General features: G+C 42.9%; 11 protein-coding genes and 8 pseudogenes. 13 read left to right on the top strand and 6 right to left on the bottom strand.

What is annotated here, in order from left to right:
* A pseudogene (locus JCM14108_RS11950) lies at nucleotides 1-363 on the top strand (RNA-guided endonuclease TnpB family protein); the annotation flags it as partial.
* A gap of 216 nt (nucleotides 364-579) precedes the next feature.
* On the opposite strand, the gene JCM14108_RS11945 reads toward JCM14108_RS11950, so the two are convergent.
* The 3 genes from JCM14108_RS11945 to JCM14108_RS11935 all read right to left on the bottom strand — a co-directional run bounded on the left by JCM14108_RS11945 (nucleotide 580) and on the right by JCM14108_RS11935 (nucleotide 1,513).
* Nucleotides 580-900, bottom strand: coding sequence for a hypothetical protein (locus JCM14108_RS11945; protein WP_035181093.1), 321 nt, complete (start codon nucleotides 898-900; stop codon nucleotides 580-582).
* A gap of 1 nt (nucleotide 901) precedes the next feature.
* Nucleotides 902-1,102, bottom strand: coding sequence for a helix-turn-helix transcriptional regulator (locus tag JCM14108_RS11940; RefSeq protein WP_035181092.1), 201 nt, complete (start codon nucleotides 1,100-1,102; stop codon nucleotides 902-904).
* Between the two features lie 210 nt (nucleotides 1,103-1,312).
* On the bottom strand, nucleotides 1,313-1,513 hold the full coding sequence (locus JCM14108_RS11935; RefSeq protein ID WP_035181091.1) for a cold-shock protein: 201 nt from the start codon (nucleotides 1,511-1,513) through the stop codon (nucleotides 1,313-1,315).
* Between the two features lie 372 nt (nucleotides 1,514-1,885).
* Between JCM14108_RS11935 and JCM14108_RS11930 the strand changes: the two genes are divergently transcribed.
* The 10 genes and pseudogenes from JCM14108_RS11930 (at nucleotide 1,886) to JCM14108_RS11885 (ending at nucleotide 9,542) form a co-directional block, all read left to right on the top strand.
* Nucleotides 1,886-3,040 carry a cation:proton antiporter gene (locus JCM14108_RS11930; RefSeq protein ID WP_035181089.1) on the top strand — a complete coding sequence of 385 codons (1,155 nt, stop codon included), beginning with the start codon at nucleotides 1,886-1,888 and terminating at the stop codon, nucleotides 3,038-3,040.
* 31 nt (nucleotides 3,041-3,071) lie between these two features.
* A complete protein-coding gene (locus JCM14108_RS11925) occupies nucleotides 3,072-3,500 on the top strand; it encodes a bis(5'-nucleosyl)-tetraphosphatase (RefSeq protein WP_035181087.1) in 429 nt (142 codons plus the stop codon).
* Nucleotides 3,501-3,506: 6 nt separating this feature from the next.
* A pseudogene (locus JCM14108_RS11920) lies at nucleotides 3,507-4,069 on the top strand (guanylate kinase).
* 103 nt (nucleotides 4,070-4,172) lie between these two features.
* Nucleotides 4,173-4,618: pseudogene (locus JCM14108_RS11915) on the top strand (Fur family transcriptional regulator).
* Nucleotides 4,619-4,693: 75 nt separating this feature from the next.
* On the top strand, nucleotides 4,694-5,353 hold the full coding sequence (locus tag JCM14108_RS11910) for a hypothetical protein (protein ID WP_035181086.1): 660 nt from the start codon (nucleotides 4,694-4,696) through the stop codon (nucleotides 5,351-5,353).
* The gene (locus tag JCM14108_RS11905; RefSeq protein ID WP_035181084.1) at nucleotides 5,353-6,192 is read left to right on the top strand and encodes a DUF6681 family protein; all 840 of its coding nucleotides are present in this window, start codon (nucleotides 5,353-5,355) and stop codon (nucleotides 6,190-6,192) included. The genes JCM14108_RS11910 and JCM14108_RS11905 overlap by 1 nt, the downstream gene beginning before the upstream one ends.
* 393 nt (nucleotides 6,193-6,585) lie before the next feature.
* Nucleotides 6,586-7,326: an amino acid ABC transporter ATP-binding protein gene (locus JCM14108_RS11900; RefSeq protein ID WP_035181082.1), complete on the top strand. Its 741-nt coding sequence runs from the start codon at nucleotides 6,586-6,588 to the stop codon at nucleotides 7,324-7,326.
* Between the two features lie 23 nt (nucleotides 7,327-7,349).
* Nucleotides 7,350-8,186, top strand: coding sequence for a transporter substrate-binding domain-containing protein (locus tag JCM14108_RS11895; protein ID WP_035181079.1), 837 nt, complete (start codon nucleotides 7,350-7,352; stop codon nucleotides 8,184-8,186).
* On the top strand, nucleotides 8,183-8,821 hold the full coding sequence (locus JCM14108_RS11890) for an amino acid ABC transporter permease (RefSeq protein WP_035181078.1): 639 nt from the start codon (nucleotides 8,183-8,185) through the stop codon (nucleotides 8,819-8,821). The genes JCM14108_RS11895 and JCM14108_RS11890 overlap by 4 nt, the downstream gene beginning before the upstream one ends.
* A gap of 14 nt (nucleotides 8,822-8,835) precedes the next feature.
* Nucleotides 8,836-9,542 (top strand): annotated as a pseudogene (locus tag JCM14108_RS11885) (amino acid ABC transporter permease).
* Between the two features lie 179 nt (nucleotides 9,543-9,721).
* Here the strand turns inward: JCM14108_RS11885 and JCM14108_RS11880 are convergent.
* The 3 genes and pseudogenes from JCM14108_RS11880 to hflX form a co-directional block, all read right to left on the bottom strand.
* A pseudogene (locus JCM14108_RS11880) lies at nucleotides 9,722-10,422 on the bottom strand (MgtC/SapB family protein).
* 193 nt (nucleotides 10,423-10,615) lie between these two features.
* Nucleotides 10,616-12,010 carry an APC family permease gene (locus JCM14108_RS11875; protein WP_035181077.1) on the bottom strand — a complete coding sequence of 465 codons (1,395 nt, stop codon included), beginning with the start codon at nucleotides 12,008-12,010 and terminating at the stop codon, nucleotides 10,616-10,618.
* Nucleotides 12,011-12,046: 36 nt separating this feature from the next.
* A pseudogene (hflX, locus tag JCM14108_RS11870) lies at nucleotides 12,047-13,329 on the bottom strand (GTPase HflX).
* A 314-nt stretch (nucleotides 13,330-13,643) separates the two neighbouring features.
* On the opposite strand from hflX, the pseudogene JCM14108_RS11865 reads away from it, so the two are divergent.
* Nucleotides 13,644-15,259, top strand: a pseudogene (locus tag JCM14108_RS11865) (peptide ABC transporter substrate-binding protein).
* A 325-nt stretch (nucleotides 15,260-15,584) separates the two neighbouring features.
* A pseudogene (locus JCM14108_RS11860) lies at nucleotides 15,585-17,209 on the top strand (peptide ABC transporter substrate-binding protein).
* The last annotated feature ends 257 nt before the right edge of the window (nucleotides 17,210-17,466 follow it).

The raw sequence follows: 17,466 nt of genomic DNA, 5'->3' as shown, positions 1-17,466 counted from the left end.
CCAGCGCAAGGATTACCTGCACAAACTGACGACAGCTTAGTTCGAAAGTACGATGTGATTGTGATTGAAGATTTGAAAACCAAAAATCTGATGCGCAATCACCACTTGGCTAAGGCCATCGCTAATGCCAGTTGGTATCAATTTAGAGTTATGCTGGAATACAAATGTGACTGGTACGGGAAGCAATTAGTGGTGGTCAGTGCCAACAACACTTCCCGTATCTGCTCGGCTTGCGGGCACAATGGTGGTGCCAAACCCTTAGCAATTCGGGAATGGACGTGTCATCAGTGCCAAACCCATCATGATCGGGATATTAATGCGGCAGTTAATATCCTGAAGCGCGGTTTAAAAGCTACTGGTTAGGGACTAGCCATGGTAAAAGAGCGGGGTTCTGTAAGTTAGGTTTTCGGCATACCGATGTAACAGCCTAAATACTACTTCGTGTTCCCAGAAGCTCGGTCATTCATGGCCGAGTAGTTCACCAACGGTGAGTATTGGAAATCAACATTGAAATTTCCATAAAAGTTTAATTAGGCACATTATACCGTAATTTGAAGGTTTGGAGAAGGCGGTGTCAGCTTAATTTCGTCTGTCCAGATGCTTTAACGCAATGGTTTCAACAATATTTCCCAATGCAAGGCAAAGGAAAATAATTAGTAGTACTCGTGCCAGGTTAAAATGGATTTGAATTGGTAAAAACAGGTTAAAAATTAACAAAACTGCGACAGCAACCATCAAGAATTCGTAGTATTTTTGCGTGATTTGATTTGATTTTAATTGAATGTATTTCCAACGTTCATCATTTTGATATTTTATATTTTGAGATGCTTTGTAGTGTGAAAGGTATAAAGTGAAAAAGAGTGCGATTAGGATTAAAACCAATAAAAATAATTGTATCATGTTAAACCTCCGATTTTTGAAAAACGTCAGTAATTGGGACGTTAAAGGCAAGGGCAATGTCAAAAGCTAATTCCAAAGAAGGCGTGTATTTATATTTTTCAATGGAAATAACGGCTTGTCTTGAAATGCCTACTTTTTTTGCTAATGCTGCCTGTGTCCAATTACGTTCTGCCCGCAGAATTTTAAGCCGGTTTTTAATCAATTAATAGCCCCCCAAATTTCGTAAATAAAAATAATTGATAGTTTAAATGTAACGAGGCCATTACATTATGTCAAGAGGCAATTACAAAAGCGACCAATTATTAAAGATAAGGTAGACAAAAAACAACCAACCATCTCGATTGCTCGAAATGATTGGTTGTTTTTACTTAATTGTTCTTCACGGAAAACAATTATTAATATTTAATTAGCTTTAAGCAGGTGTAACGTTAGCTGCTTGTAAGCCACGGTCGCCTTTTTCAACATCAAGGGTAACTTTTTGATTCTCTTCAAGAGTCTTAAAGCCATCAGTATTGATTGCTGAGAAATGAACGAATACGTCTGATCCGTTATCAAGTGTGATAAAACCGTAACCTTTGTCGCTATTGAACCATTTAACTGTACCTTGTTCCATAAGATGAAACCTCCGTGCGCTGTGCGCAATATATATTTTGCATTTGAAACTTTTGAAGTAAGGAGACATCTTTGAAAACGCCGTACCAAATTTCGAAGTTAACTCATACATTGATGTTAACTATACCCGCCCCTTGGATAAATAGCAAGGATTATTAACCGGTTATTTGATTATTTTCAAAGTAGTTATCGCTCTAACGTAAGCTGGGTAACGACTACAGGCTTAAAAATTAACTTTTTTATTTTTGGAATTTGTCAGCAAAAAGCATTATTTTGACGATAATTGTTGAAAATCGGAAACATTCTCATGGTGATAAGTATCGATTAGATGGTATCATAAAAGTAATTAATCATAGCGAAAGGCGGGTGTTGAATGGGCTATATCGGGCAAATTGCATTAATTTTAATTGCGACATTGTTGGCGGGGGCTATTAGTCAACGATTGGCCATGCCGGCAGTGATTGGTCAGCTGTTGGTTGGCGTGCTTTTGGGACCAGGCGTTTTTGGCATACTGCAGAATACGCACTTGATGCATGTCGGATCTGAAATCGGGGTGATCATCCTGATGTTTATTGCCGGTATTGAAAGTGATTTGGATTTACTAAAAAAATATTTCAGGCCGGCGATGAACGTGGCGATGATCGGTGTGCTTTTCCCGATGGTTATCTTCTATATATACGGTCGGATAATGGGGCAATCGTTTGAAGACGCCATTTTCTGGGGCGTTATTTTCGCAGCGACTTCCGTTTCAATCAGCGTTGAAGTACTCCGGGAATATCGCAGCTTGAATACAAGGGAAGGCGCGACAATTCTAGGTGCGGCCGTGGTAGATGATATCATTGCCGTGATTTTGCTGAGTGTCTTCGTCAGTTCGTTTGGTGTCGGGGAATCGCAGCAAATGAATCTGATTCAATCAACCCTGCTTCAATTATTATACTTTGTTGGCGTGGTTGTTCTCGTTAAGTGGCTGGTGCCGATTATTCTAAGGCTGGCTCATCGGCTGCCGGTTCGGGGCGCGGTGCCGATTGTTTCCTTGGTACTGTGTCTATCAATGGCCTGGTTGGCTGATTTAATTGGCTTAAGCGCGGTTGTCGGGGCCTTTTTTACCGGCGTGGCGGTTTCTCAAACCCGCTTTCAAGACGAAGTATCTAATAGTGTCAGTTCAGTTGGTTATACGTTCTTTATCCCGATCTTCTTTGTCAGCATCGGTCTGGACATGACGTTTGGCAGCTTGCTGGATAACTTGGTTTTTGTAATGGTGATGACGATTTTAGCGATTATTACCAAATTATTCGGCGGCGCGTTGGGCGCAGTCTTAACTAAAATGAGCTGGTCGTCGGCACTGGCAATTGGTTCGGGAATGGTGTCAAGAGGAGAAATGGCATTGATTATTGCCCAAATTGGTTTGTCCGCCCACCTGCTGGCAGAAAACCTGTACTCGGAAATTATTATTGTAATTGTTTTATCGACCATTATTGCACCGGTACTATTAAAATGGTGTTTAAAGCGTATTGATCAAAATGAATAAAGTGAAGACAGTTATGGGAGGAGAATGCCAAATGGTGACTGAATATGCAAGCGGTGCCGTCGTTTATAATATCCAGGACGGCGAAATTTGCTATCTATTGTTGCAAAGTGCAACGGATGATTTTTGGGGATTACCCAAGGGACACGTTGAACCACATGAAAATCTGGTTCAAACGGCAGTGCGGGAGATTAAAGAGGAAACCAGTTTGGCAACTCGGATTGATACCGATTTTAAAGAAACGGTTGAATACGATATGAAAAACGGCCATCATAAGTCCGTCACATTCTTTGTCAGCAAGGTTGCCCCGGACGTTAAGATAACCCGCCAGATTGAAGAGATTAATTCGTTTGGCTGGTTTGATTACGAAGCGGCCTATGATAAATTAACTTATGATAATTTGAAACAGCTGTTAAAAAATGCGGATCAATATATTCGAGCCAAAGAGGGAATCGGGGATTAGCGTGCAATGGAAAATCGAGTTTTTGTGATTACCGGTGCAGCCGGGAGTGGGAAAACCACGATTCGAAATTATTTACATGAAAAGTACGGGATGCCCCGGGTGATTACCCATACTACCCGGCCACCCCGGGGAAATGAAACGGATGGCGTCGACTACTACTTTGAAAACGGCGATTCCTTTTTTAAGCATCATTATCTGGAATCCGTGTTGTACGCCGGCAACTACTATGGTTCTTCGTACGAAGGCCTGCAGAGCGCTTGGCAGAAGAACCCGTTTGCCTGCATCGTATTGGACGGCGCGGGCGCCGTTACCTACAAACGTAAGCTGGGTGACCAGGCAGTGATTATCTTTTTAAAGGTCGGCGATACTGAAACCTTAAAAAAACGGATGCAAATTCGTGGTGATGATACCACGATGGTCGCCAAACGGATTAAAAGCCGAGAGTATACCCGGGATTTGGAACTGCCAGAGCCGCTAATCGGCAAAGCTATCAGATTGTCAATACCGACTTGAGGCAAACCAAGGAGCAGGTGGACAAGATTGTCGCTAAGTATTTGACAGAAGAATAGAATTGTTGTTCGTCTCGGTGCTTTATGGTACGATAAATAGAATGACAAATAGTAATTATTACTAGTGAGCAACTTTAGTCAATAAAAAGTAAAGGTGATTTTAATGCCTGCAGCAATTGAACAAGCAACTCGTTTATTAAAAAACAACAACTTTAAAATAACCAAGCAACGCAAAGCAATGTTGGAGTACCTGGTAAATACAGCCACCAAGCATTTTGTGGAGGTAACCAGCATTGATAATTTTATGCGGCAGACTTTTCCGAAAATGAGCCACAATACCATCTATCGCAATATTTCGGAGTTTGCGACCTGGGGATTGTTGAACGTCAGATCCAGGGTGACCGGGCGTCGGTCAAATTCCAATGCGATTTTCAGCATGAGCATCACCACCACTTTATCTGTAGTAATTGCGGCAAGGTGATTGAATTGGCGGATTGTCCTTTAAGTGACACGATTACCAGCCAGCTTGACGGCTGTGAAATTACGGGCCATCTGTTTCAAATTTATGGATTATGCCCAGAATGTGCTGATAATTTAAGGAATAATTAACCAAAAATTCAAGCTTTGTTGAAGAAATTGTGCGATAATGTGGTTTACTAATTTAGAGAATAGGAAGTTTTTTGAATGGATAATCGAATTCCGCCATTAGTAACGCCATTTGCAATTTTATCAATTTGTTTGGCACTTGGTGCGACGAACGTTGTGGCTAACAAGGTCACCGGGACTAGTGAGGGAACCCCCAACGCCACTCAAACCACCAGCCAAAAGAATTTAACCAACTCAATTTATGGTAAATCCACGCCTAAAAAGACGGATACCAGTACCAATGATGATAAAGACAAAGCTAAGACATCTTCTGAAAAGGCTAAGGAATCATCCGAAAAGGCTGCTAAAGCATCTTCTGAAAAAGAAAAGCAAAAGGCATCTTCCTCCGCGAAGAAGGCCTCTTCCGATGTAAATGAAAGCGGCGATCAGAACACGGACGATACTACTACCGGTACGGGGACGACCGGTAGTACGACAAGCAAGAAGTCAACTACAACCAATAAGAATAAATCCAGTTCAAAGTCGAATACAACGACTGGTTCAACGAAGAAGTCCGACACTACCGGGACAGGAACCACTGGTAATACCAATGATGATACGACAAATGATCAGACAACCAATGGCCAAACCGATGATGACACGACGGGCAATACCGGCACGACAACCAATAACAGCCCAACAAACGGGACAACTGACAATAATACGACGACGCAGCAAAATACTGGAGGTGCCCAATAATGTTTAGTTTTTTAGATATGGTTAACCATTATCTCGGCTACTTCAATATTAATGTGACGGTTAAAAGCCGAATTTATACGATTCTGGGTTTTCTTGGGAATATTTATTTGTTCTATATTAGTTTTCGGTTTCTTCAGAACAAGTATTATTCCAAAGGCTTATTATTGTTGGCCGTTTCACTTATTCTGTTGTATTTTCTAATCTGTAATTTCTTTTACTATTTTACAAAAAAGCAACCGTGGTTCGACATCTCGCCGAAGTTGGCGCGGATGTTGCATCTGCAACCGCACGAAAAAGAAATTCAGGCCAATTCCAAGATGGGTAATACGATTCTTCAGGAACCGTATAACCGGAAAAACAATGCTGCCAATGGCATTTTTGATGAGCAGCATGTTCTACCGGCCAAACTGGCGATTTCACCTGCCGAGCAGTTAAATCTCAATCGATTGGTTGCCCAAATGGAACGACAGCAATTATTTCGAGCTGATTATAATGGCATGAGTGATCGCAAAGTCTATGAACTGCTGAAGATTAACGGTGGCAAGCCGATTTATGCGATTGGTAAGGGTGTTATGCTGCCGTATTTTGAAATGAAGCGTCAGGGAGAATCCTTAATTGTTTATGCTGGAATGAATCAGGCCGAAACGTATCCGGTCGGGTCAATTAAGCGGGTGGGCCTGCAGTCGATTCGTTCAGTTGACCTATCCGATCTAAGACTTTATTTGGCGTCCGTCGAGTTATTTGGCGGTCCTTATAAAGAAATCGGCCGGGCAGGTGTTTTGGAGCATCCGCAAGACTATACATTACGGGCAAGCGTCGCGTATAAAAAGCAGGCGTAGTGATTACCTGAATTAATTTAATGAAGTGGCTGAAAAAGCCGGCCCAACGGGATTCCCTTGGGTCGGCTTTTTCTTTTGGCTGCCGGCTTGGAGAGTATTTTTATTCGCCTGACTTTTCTTTTTGAAAAAATTCCTGTAAAATTGTTATACATTAGATTAATTTAACGATATTCTTTTCTGATTTTGATTTGGTTAGTTTAGTTATCACTTGTTAGGTTATTTACTATGTGAAAGCAGTGTCTGAAGAGCGGTAAACCGTGAATGATAGAAAATATTACAAGCAGCTAAAATTAATGTAACATTTTTTTGACCTGATGTTGCTTTTAACCTAAACTGGAGATAGATTCATTTCTTAGGCAATTCTAATATTGTCAATTACTGGAGGAAAATAACATGGCAATGATCGAATTTCAAGATGTACAAAAGTACTACGGCAGTTTCCATGCGTTGAAAGATATTAACCTGAAGATTGAAGCGGGGGAAACGGTTGTTTTAATCGGCCCCTCAGGATCGGGGAAATCCACTTTAATTCGAACGGTGAACGGCTTGGAAACAATTCAAAAGGGAAAATTAATTGTTAATGGTCAGGATTTGGCCAATAAAAAAACTGATATTAACCGTATTCGTAAAAATGTCGGCATGGTGTTTCAACACTTTAATTTATATGCCAATAAAACGGTTATGGAAAATATTATGCTGGCGCCCCGAATTGTGCTTCATCGAAAAGAGGACGAAAACCGCAAAATTGCGTTGGAATTATTAGATCGGGTTGGGTTGCGCAGTCAGGCAGAAAAGCTGCCCGCACAGCTTTCAGGTGGCCAGCAGCAGCGAATTGCGATTGCCCGTTCACTGGCAATGCGCCCAAAGTGTTTGTTGTTTGACGAGCCAACCAGTGCCCTTGATCCTGAAATGATCGACGATGTTTTGAACGTTATGAAAGACATTGCCCGGGATTCCGACATGACCATGTTAGTGGTGACTCACGAAATGGGCTTTGCCCGTGAAGTGGCCAACCGGGTTGTCTTTATGGATGACGGTCGAATTTTGGAAGACGACAGCAGTGAAAAATTCTTTGATGGTGAACCATCCAATGAGCGTGCACGCCAATTTCTTGGGAAGATTATTACTCACTAAAACGTTAAATTGGAGGAAACATCATGAAAAAAATCTTATCAAAGATTGGATTGGTTGTTGCCTTAATGCTCATGGTGGTTTCGCTGGGAGCTTGCAGCAACAGCACGTCCGGTTCAAAACGCGATGTTTTGAAAGAGGATCAACAATCCAACACAATTACTTGGGGTGTTAAAGCCGACACCAAGCTGTTCGGCTTGATGGATGTTAAAGATAATCAAATTAAGGGCTTTGAAGTTGACCTTGCCAAGGCAATGACCAAAAAGATACTTGGAAAAAACGGTCGAGCCCGTTTCATTCAAGTAACCAGTCAAACCAGAATGCCCTTGTTGGCAAATGGGAATATTGATGCCATTATGGCAACCATGACAATTACGCCGCAACGGGCAGAACAGGTTGATTTTACCCGGTCCTATTTTGATGCCGGCCAGGCAATCCTGGTTAAAAACGGCAGCTCAATTAAAAACGTGAAGGATCTAAACCGTAACGGTGCCGTTGTATTAGGGGTTGTCGGTTCGAATTCGGTGCAAAATATTAAGAAATTCGCACCAAAGGCTCGGGTTTTGCAGCTCTCTGATTATTCGCAGGCATTAACGGCTTTGAAGTCAGGCCAAGGGGATGCCTTAACAACTGATAACGGGATTCTTTATGGGATGTCAATTGAAAATCCTGGTTATTCCGTTGTTGGCGGTACCTTTACCAAAGAACCATACGGTATCGCGACAGCCAAAGGGCAGCGGCCGTTCCACAATGCGCTTAATAAGGCCTTGACCGAGGTTGAAAATTCGGGTCAATACAATAAATTGATTTATAAATGGTTCCATAATGTTCGTGGCTTTGATATGAAGGGGGCAGAACGATGATCAGCATTTTTCAAAATTATGGCGGTGAGTTATTGACCGGCCTTGGTCAAACGCTTTTGTGCAGTATTATTGCACTTATCTTTGCGTTAATTATCGGCTCTGCATTTGCGATTATGGAGACGATGCCGAACAAAGCGGCTCGAATCATTGCCCGAGTTTACATTGAAGTTTTCCGAAACATTCCATTATTGGTTATTACAATGTTCTTTTACGTGGTTATTCCGATGTACATTGTTAAAATCAGTGGTTTTGCGTCTGGCACAATCGGGTTGACACTTTATTCATCGGCTTTTATCGCCGAAACCGTGCGGTCAGGAATTCAGTCTGTGGATCCCGGTCAAATGGAAGGCGCCCGGGCTAATGGCTTGAGTTATTGGCAGTCAATGCGGTATATTATTTTGCCACAGGCGTTCCGGTACGTTATTCCACCGTTGGGTAATCAGTTTATCAACCTGGTTAAGAATTCGTCGGTGCTTGCCTTTGTGGCCGGCTTTGATTTAATGTATCAGGCCAACGTTATCGCGTCCGACTCACTTAAAAGTATGAGTACGTACCTTTGTGTTGGACTGCTTTACCTGGTGTTGACCCTGCCGTTAAGCTATTACATGCGGCATCTCGAAAAGAAATTGGCTTAGGGGAGGAATAGCATATGTTAACTGTTTTAGGTGCCTATTCGTGGGTTAATATCAGGTTTCTCCTTGAAGGAGCCTGGGTAACGATTTTGGTTTCTGTCTGCTCAATTGTCCTGAGTTACATATTTGGTGTAATTTTGGGGATTGTCCGTTACGTTAAAATTAAATATCTTTCTGCCATTGTTGGCTTTATCATTGATATTATTCGAAATCTGCCTTTGATTTTAATTATCTTCTTTACGTACTTTGGCTTGCCGCATTTGGGCTTCAAACCTGATCCAATTTGGGCGTCGGTAATTGCATGGCGGTCTTTGAAGCAGCGATGGTTGCTGAAATTGTTCGAGCAGGAATCGCGTCGATTCCGGTTGGTCAAATGGAAGGGGCCCGGGCCAATGGCTTAAGCTACTGGCAGGCGCTGCGATATATTGTGCTGCCCCAGGCGATTCGAAATATGATTCCGGCAATTGTCAGTCAATTTATTTCATTGGTTAAGGATACCTCGTTGGCAACTATCATTGTCTTACCGGATTTGATGAATCACGCCCAAATTATTTATGGGCAAAACACCAATTATACGATTCCAATGTTTCTTGCTTTAGCGGTCATGTACTTCATTGTGTGCTACTCTTTATCGTTATTTTCGAAGTATCTTGAAAGACGAATCGGTGGCGGCAATAAAAAGGCCAAGGCTGATGAAGTGGTTGAAAGTGCCAATGATGCTTAAGGATTAACATTTGCGTTGGCTTAATTCAAGCGTGGGACAGGAAGTTGCCTTTCGGTAGACACTTCTACTCGGCAATAGTCGTCATTAAACCAATATAAAATTAGATCCGGTCAGAAACTGATAAAAATCAGCTTCTGACCGGATCTTTTTTCGCTGTAGTGGCTATTTAACTGTTAAGGTTAATCAATAACTTCAATTTCTTTTACATCGGCAAAGCTGGTCATCTTTTTGATGAAACCGTTGGGACTGATCCGCTTTTTGAGCCGAACCGTGATGCCCAAGGTAAACGAGTTGGGATCGTATTTTAAAATTCGCATTTGAATATGCAAGCTGCCAATAGCTCTGAGCCGTTCCGGCAGTTGATCCATTTCCGCCAACTGACCGCACAAAGTGACTTCAAGTCGGAGCAGTGAACGGTTGGGATACCGCTTTAAGGCCCGGATTCGCCGGACAATGGTCTGAGTGACCAGGATACACAGCGTCCCGGCAGTCCCGATAATATACATGTCAGCGCCAATCGCCAAGCCAATAGCGGCAGTTGCCCAAAGCCCGGCGGCGGTTGTCAGCCCGTCAATCTGGTTATTTCGAGTCATGATTGCGCCTGCACCGATGAACCCGATTCCGGAAACGACGCCCGCGGCAATTCGTGATGGGTCCAAGCCAATGTTGGCGTGGCCGGTCAAATCAAAGAAGCCGTATTTTGAAACAATCATGAACAGGGCAGAGCCACTGCCACCAGCATGTGAGTCCGAATGCCGGCAGTTTTCAGTCGGGCTTTTCGTTCGAAACCGATGAGGCCGCCGCAAATAGCAGCAACCAGCAGTCGAAGCACCCATTCCATCTGATACAGGATAAAAGTCAATTTGTCACCTTCTAACATTTGATTGGTTAGTCGTCTTATCAGTTTATAATACCTATGATAAAGGATTTACCATGAAAGTTCTAAAATTAGCACCGGATTCTGCGGCTTCATTGCTATGTCAACAAATTCAGACAGCGTTAAAAAGCCGACGCGAATAAACGCAGCGTCGACTCTTTAAGAATCATGTTTAATTTAAACCGGACAAGTCTGATTAACCGTTACTTTTAACACTGTTATCCGTTTCATCTTCTTCAATCGGCGCGTCCTCATTTTGGGGTTCAACGATACCGTGTTTCTTGGTTTCGTAATAAAAGACCGGTACGCCCACAGCAACGAAGATAAAGGAAGTTAGGACGCCAGGTAAATCGGAAACAATTTCACTGGCAATCACGAATAATGAACCACCGATTGCGACAATTGGCGTTAATGGGAAGAGTGGCGTTGAGAAAACCCGATGCTGGTTCGGATTCCGTTTTCTTAGCAGAAAGACGCCGACAAATGCCATCACGTAGAAGCAATAAACCGTAAAGATACATAACTCAGACAGCCGATCTGCATTGGAGAAAATAATCATAAGTGCCACAATGACCAATTCCGCAATTGTTGAGAAAATTGGTGTGTGGGACTTTGGATGCAGGTAAGCCAGCGTCCTGGAGAACGGCAATTGGTTTCGTTTGGCCATTGCGTACATAATCCGTGGGAAAGTCATGATTTTACCATTCATACAGCCGACGATTGAAATAATAATCCCGATACTAAGAATTTTACCACCAACATCGCCAAAGGCCGTTGTGGCAATAAACGGAATCGCCCCGGTTCCCATGCTGTGAATTTTTTCAGCCGGAATGGCCCGGTAGACACCGTAGGAAACCAGCATATAGATAGCCAAAACGGCCAGAATTCCGAATGTAATGGCTTGTGGCAGCCGTTTGCGGGGATTCTTGATTTCACCGCCCAGGTTGGCAATCAGAATCCAACCATCAAAGGCAAATAATGTTGCTAAAATGGCAACCCCAAAGTTACCGGCGGATTGGTGAACTTCCGAAATGCTTTGACCCACCGCGCCTTGTTTACCAAAGAAGAGGCCGAAGATAATCAGCGCAGCAACCGGGATCAATTTACACAAAGTGGTAATAATGGCAAACGTTGCACCGTACCGGTTTGAGAATAGATTTAAGATACCAACTAAAATAATGGTGCCAATTGCAATAATAGCATTGTACTTACTTGGAAAACCGAAAAAGTCCGATAATAGAATGGCTAAGTAAGCCCCGAGTGACGCAATCATGGCTGGACCGTAAATGATAATCTGCATCCAGCCGGACAGAAATCCCCAGATGCGGCCATAGATTTTTTCCATATAAACATAAAGGCCACCGGTTTCCGGCATTTGAGACGCAATTTCCGCGATGGTTAATCCGGCGGTGATGGTAAGCACACCCCCTGCCAGCCAAGCTAAAAGGCCCATGGTAGTTGAGCCGGCATCGTCTAGAACGGCTGATTGCCGAACAAAGACACCGGCACCGATAATCGTACCAATTACCAGTGATAACGCTGACCAAAGGCCGAGGTCACGATCAAGTGAGACTTCTTTTTGCTGCTTCATTGATTTTCTTCCTCTCTTTCATTCGGAGAACCAGAATTATTCTGCTGCGAGAACGTATTTTCCAAAACGCTTTGCGTCAACATCGTTTAATTCGGCTGTGATGACAGTACCATTGTCACGATAGTCCGTTTTAAGGATGTTGGTGTTATCGTTTAAATAGGAAACAACGTCGCCCTTATCAAAGGGAATCAACAGCGACAACGTCTGGTAGTTTTAAAAACTTTTTCTTTAATAATTGCTGCAAGTTCCTTGAGAGACGAGGTATCGTTAGCGGCCATAATCAGATTATCGCCTTCCCTGGTTGGAAAGGTAACGTCCAATTTGTCGGCTTTATTAAAGGCGACAATCATTGGCACGTTGTCGACACCGATTTCTTTCAAGGTTTCTTCAGTTGTTTTAATCATCATGTCACGATGGGGGTCAGCGTAGTCGACTACCTGAACCAACAGATCAGCATTGGCAGCTTCAGCCAAGGTTGATTTAAAAGCCTGAACAAGTTGATGGGGGAGCTGACTGACAAACCCGACCGTATCGCTCAATAAAAATTTCTTTTGATCAGGAAGTGATAATTTTCTGACCGAGGTATCCAAAGTTGCAAACAGCATGTTTTTGACCATCACCTGTTTGTCATCATTTTCACCATACAGGTTAATCATGCCGTTCATGATTGTTGACTTACCGGCGTTTGTGTAGCCTACCAAAGCTACCGTCGGTATGTCACTCTTATCACGTTGCTTTCGTTTGATCTGATCGGCCTTACCGGCTTCCTTTAGTTCACGGTTAACGTGGGTAATGCGTTTTTCCAAGGTTCGTCGATCCAACTCGTATTGCGATTCACCGGCCCCACGGTTTGTAAAACCACCGCCGCTGCTGGTACCGGTTTGCTGGTCAAGTCGTTGACTGGCACTGGTATGAAGCCGTGGCAGTTGATACTTGAGCTTGGCAAGTTCAACCTGCAGCTTGGCTTCCCGGGACTGGGCCCGGTTGGCAAAAATCTCCAAAATTAAACCGGTTCGATCAATGATTCGCGCTTTAGTAGCTTTTTCAATATTTCGAATTTGGCTGGGTGAAAGTTCATCATTAGCCACAATGGTTTTAACGCCATCATCAATTACCACTTGAGTGAGTTCTTCAATTTTTCCTTTACCGAAGTAGGTCGCCGGATCCGGCTTATCCAACTTTTGAACCAAAGTTTCGACGACGTCCATATTATTAGCCTGAACCAAGTTGTTTAATTCGGTCATGGCATAGTCAAAACTGTTAGGATGTTGGCTAAGCCCGATGGTAACGACCGGTGTCAGTGTTTGTGTTAAGTCCAAAAAAGTTCCTCCTCTAAAGTTCGTGTTCAATTATAGCACACAAGTGTAAAAAAATAGTAGACAATTGTCCTTTTGACATCAGAATGTAATTGTAAGCGATTGAGAGTTAATTAAAATTCGATTTAAAATTTTTATTTTACTAATTTAAGGCTGTTATCGGGAATGAATAACTGGTTAAACAATGAGATGATTGTACTGGTATTTAGTTAGAAACGTACTGATATAAATATTGGAACGACTATTGATTTTCATTAAAATCTAACCTATCATTAAATATGTTCACATTTTATTTACATATTCGAAGGGGTGTTTAGATGAAGTTACAATCATTTGCTAAGTTGGGTGGCGTTACTGCGCTTTCGGCATTGGTGCTGGCTGGGTGTGGTTCAAACAACTCACAATCTAAGAAAAATGAGCTGAACTGGGTCCAACAAAGTAACATGACCACGATGGATATTTCAAAGGTAACCGATCAAATTGGTGCCCAAACGTTGAATAACTCTAATGAAGGGTTATTGCGAATGGCAGAACATAACAAGGTTATTCCGGGTGTTGCAAAGAATTATACGGTTTCCAAGGATGGTAAAACCTGGACGTTTAATTTACGGCATTCCAAGTGGAACGATGGTTCGCCGGTGACTGCCAAAGACTTTGTTTACTCATGGCAGCGAACAGTCAACCCCAAGACGGCTGGCCAATATGCTTACATATTTGCAAACATTAAGAATGCTACCAAAATCAATTCCGGGAAGTTGTCGCCTACTAAGTTGGGCGTTAAGGCAGTGGGAAATTACAAGCTGGTTGTTACCCTTAACAAGCCGCAAAGTTACTTCAAGTATCTGGTTGCCGACGTTGAGTTTTTCCCACAAAAAGCAACAACAGTTAAAAAATATGGTGCCAAATACGGCACTACCAGTAAAGCCATGGCTTATAACGGGCCATTCAAGATGACCGGCTGGACCGGTACGAATGATACGTGGCATTTGGTTAAGAATAAGCAGTATTGGAATGCCAAGAAGGTCAAATTAGACCAGGTTAATTTCCAGGTTATTAAGACGCCGGAAACCTTCCTGAATCAATACCAGGATAATAAAGTTCAGGTAACCCCGCTTAGCGGTCAACAGGTTAAACAGTATAAGACCAATAAAGATTATGTTTTGAGAAGCAACGCTGCTACTTGGTATCTTGAAATGAACCAGCACAAGTACAAGTTCTTCAGGAATCTTAACATAAGAAAGGCTTTGTCGCTAACGATTGATCGCAAGCAGTTTACCGGTAAAGTTTTGGCAGACGGCTCTATGCCGGCCAAAGGCTTTGTTGCAGCCGATATGTCGACCAGAAATGGCGAGGACTACGCAGATGCTGCTTATGAAAAGGACGCAGTTGAATCCAATTTGGCATTGGCCAAGAAATACTGGGCAAAGGGGCTTAAGCAGACTGGTAAAAAGTCGGTTTCCTTTAACCTGATGGCTGATGATACCGATGCTGGTAAAAAGACAACCGAGTATCTGCAGAGTCGGTTTACCAAGTTACCGGGACTGAAGATTCACAATGACAACATTCCATATAAGACCCGGTTGTCCCGTTCACAAAACGGCCAGTTTGATATGGTGGTTACGGAATGGATTGCTGATTTCCCAGATCCGATCACCTTCCTGCAGTTAATGCAATCCAACAATGCTTATAACAACGGGCCGTGGCAGAACAAGGAATATGACCGTTTGACGACCGATGCCGAGGGCAAGGATGCCAATAATCCATCAGCCGCTGGAATGACATGGTAAAGGCTGGTAAGTTGTTAGCCAACCAGGAAGGGGTTATTCCATTGTATCAACAAGCCCAACCACAGCTTGTTAAGCCAGGTGTTAAGGGTATCCAAGCCTTTCCAACGGCACCATTGTGGGATTGGAGTAAGGTTACTGTTAAATAGTTGACGACGTTTTAAAGGACGGGATGTCGACAGCGGTGAGCAGTCGGCATGGTCGGGACCTGTCTGATATCTGATTGTCAGCTGAATAATAGTTTAAAGATGTTTTGGCAGAAATGTCAAAGCATTTTTTTATTATTGCTATAAGTTAAACCAGTGACTGATAAAATGGGTTGCCTGGTACTTGAGATATAGCAAATGGATTATTGCCAAATCGAATTACCAACCTTAAATTATAAATTGATAAATAGCGCCTGATTGACTAAAATTTAAATTACCTGCTGTTGGGTAGCAGCCTAGGAATTGCATTATACGAGGAGTGTAGATTTTGAAAAGAATCGGGCGAGGAGTAAGAATCGGATCGGCTGGTCTACTGATTAGCTTGGTGTTAGCCGGATGTGGGGCGTCGAAATCATCAAACCAGGTTAAAAACAAAGTAACCTGGATGCAGACAAGCGAATTGTCATCGATGGATGTCTCCAAAATGACAGATATGATTTCGGACACAACCCTTAACGGGACCAATGAAGGGTTGCTGCGGATGGTTAAAGGCAACCGGCTGATTCCCGGTGTGGCTAAAAGCTACCATGTTTCAAAGGATGGCTTGACCTGGACGTTTAATTTGCGACATTCCAAATGGAGTGATGGGACACCGGTGACGGCTAAAGATTTTGTCTATTCATGGCGGCGGACCGTGACCCCTAAAACTGCCGGCGAATTTGCTTATACGTTTGATCATATCAAAAACGCCAAGGCCATTAATCAGGGAAAAATGGCGCCAGCCAAACTGGGGGCCATTGCTAAGAGCCCCTATAAACTGGTCGTTCATTTGACGAGGCCCCAGAGTTACTTTAAGTATTTGGTATCACAGGCGTACTTTTTCCCGCAAAGTCAGGCGGCCGTTAAAAAATTCGGCGCCAAGTACGGGACAACCAGCCGGGATATGGTTTATAACGGACCATTTAAGTTGACGGGGTGGACGGGAACCAATGACACCTGGTCGCTGGTTAAGAATAACCAATATTGGCATAAATCAGCTGTTAAGCCGGATCAAATCAAGTTTCAAGTCGAAAAAGACCCTTCAACGGTTGTTAACCAGTATCAAAGCAACAAGTTGGACGTTGCAATTTTAAGCGGCCAACAGGTTCAGCAATATCGCCACAATAAGCAGTTACACATTCGTAAAAATGCGCAGATGTGGTTTATGGAAATGAATCAGAAGAAGTATCCGTTCTTTAGGAATCACAATATTCGAAAAGCAATTTCATTAAGTATCGACCGCAACCAGTTTACCAAGAAAGTCCTCCAAGACGGGTCCACCCCGTCAAAAGGCTTCGTGGCCTTGGGACTTGGCAGTCGAAATGGTCGGGATTTTGCTGATGATGCCTATGTGAAGTCTGCCGTGACTGCTAATTCGGCAGCCGCTAAGAAATTATGGCTGAAGGGATTAAAGCAAACCGGTAAAAAGACGGTCTCCTTTACGCTGTTGGCGGATGATACCGATACCGGCAAACGAAGCGCCGAGTTCATTCAAAGCGAATTGGACAAACTTCCCGGCTTTAATGTCGCTGTTGAAAATTTGCCATTTAAAACCAGATTGACCCGCTCGGCAAATGGTCAATTCCAAATGGTCCTCAGCAGTTGGACAGGGGATTATCCGGATCCAATGACGTCTTTGTCGAATATGACATCTCACAGTTCTTATAATAATGGGAAGTGGACGAATCGACAGTATGACCGGTTGGTTGAAGCGGCTGAGGGAAAGGATGCCAATCGACCACAACAACGTTGGCGTGACATGGTGAAGGCCGAGAAAGTGTTAGCTAATGATGAAGCATCGTGCCACTGTATCAAGCCGCTGTTCCACAATTAGTGAAACCGGGAATTAAGGGAATCCAGTTCTTCCCGGAATCACCTGAATGGGATTGGAGTAAGATTTATCGAACTAAATAAAAGCTGTTGGTAACATTAATGGTTTAAATCAGGATTAACGCTTAAATTTGGCGTTAATCTTTTTTTCAGAATTTGGTTGTAATAATGAGAATGGAATAGGGCGTTTTAAAACATCGTCAAAGAAAGACGAATCGTTGGTTTTAGTAACCGTTACGGTTTGGAAAATGATGAGCAAAAAAGTTGAGTGACACATTGCTTTTAATGAAAATTTAATCTAATATGGAGATGTGCCATTTTTTATTAAATATATTATATTG

Origin of the sequence: Lentilactobacillus farraginis DSM 18382 = JCM 14108 (assembly GCF_000583655.1) — a bacterium.
GTDB lineage: Bacteria > Bacillota > Bacilli > Lactobacillales > Lactobacillaceae > Lentilactobacillus > Lentilactobacillus farraginis.
The sequence above is the reverse complement of the archived record's forward strand: the minus strand, read 5'-3'. Positions and strand labels throughout refer to the sequence as shown.

Excerpts from the sequence above, each read along its gene's own strand:
- JCM14108_RS11945 (WP_035181093.1), bottom strand. The coding sequence starts at position 900 with ATGATACAATTATTTTTATTGGTTTTAATCCTAATCGCACTCTTTTTC.
- JCM14108_RS11905 (WP_035181084.1), top strand. The coding sequence starts at position 5,353 with ATGTTTAGTTTTTTAGATATGGTTAACCATTATCTCGGCTACTTCAAT.
- JCM14108_RS11930 (WP_035181089.1), top strand. The coding sequence starts at position 1,886 with ATGGGCTATATCGGGCAAATTGCATTAATTTTAATTGCGACATTGTTG.
- JCM14108_RS11910 (WP_035181086.1), top strand. The coding sequence starts at position 4,694 with ATGGATAATCGAATTCCGCCATTAGTAACGCCATTTGCAATTTTATCA.
- JCM14108_RS11875 (WP_035181077.1), bottom strand. The coding sequence starts at position 12,010 with ATGAAGCAGCAAAAAGAAGTCTCACTTGATCGTGACCTCGGCCTTTGG.
- JCM14108_RS11925 (WP_035181087.1), top strand. The coding sequence starts at position 3,072 with ATGGTGACTGAATATGCAAGCGGTGCCGTCGTTTATAATATCCAGGAC.
- JCM14108_RS11900 (WP_035181082.1), top strand. The coding sequence starts at position 6,586 with ATGGCAATGATCGAATTTCAAGATGTACAAAAGTACTACGGCAGTTTC.
- JCM14108_RS11895 (WP_035181079.1), top strand. The coding sequence starts at position 7,350 with ATGAAAAAAATCTTATCAAAGATTGGATTGGTTGTTGCCTTAATGCTC.
- JCM14108_RS11935 (WP_035181091.1), bottom strand. The coding sequence starts at position 1,513 with ATGGAACAAGGTACAGTTAAATGGTTCAATAGCGACAAAGGTTACGGT.
- JCM14108_RS11890 (WP_035181078.1), top strand. The coding sequence starts at position 8,183 with ATGATCAGCATTTTTCAAAATTATGGCGGTGAGTTATTGACCGGCCTT.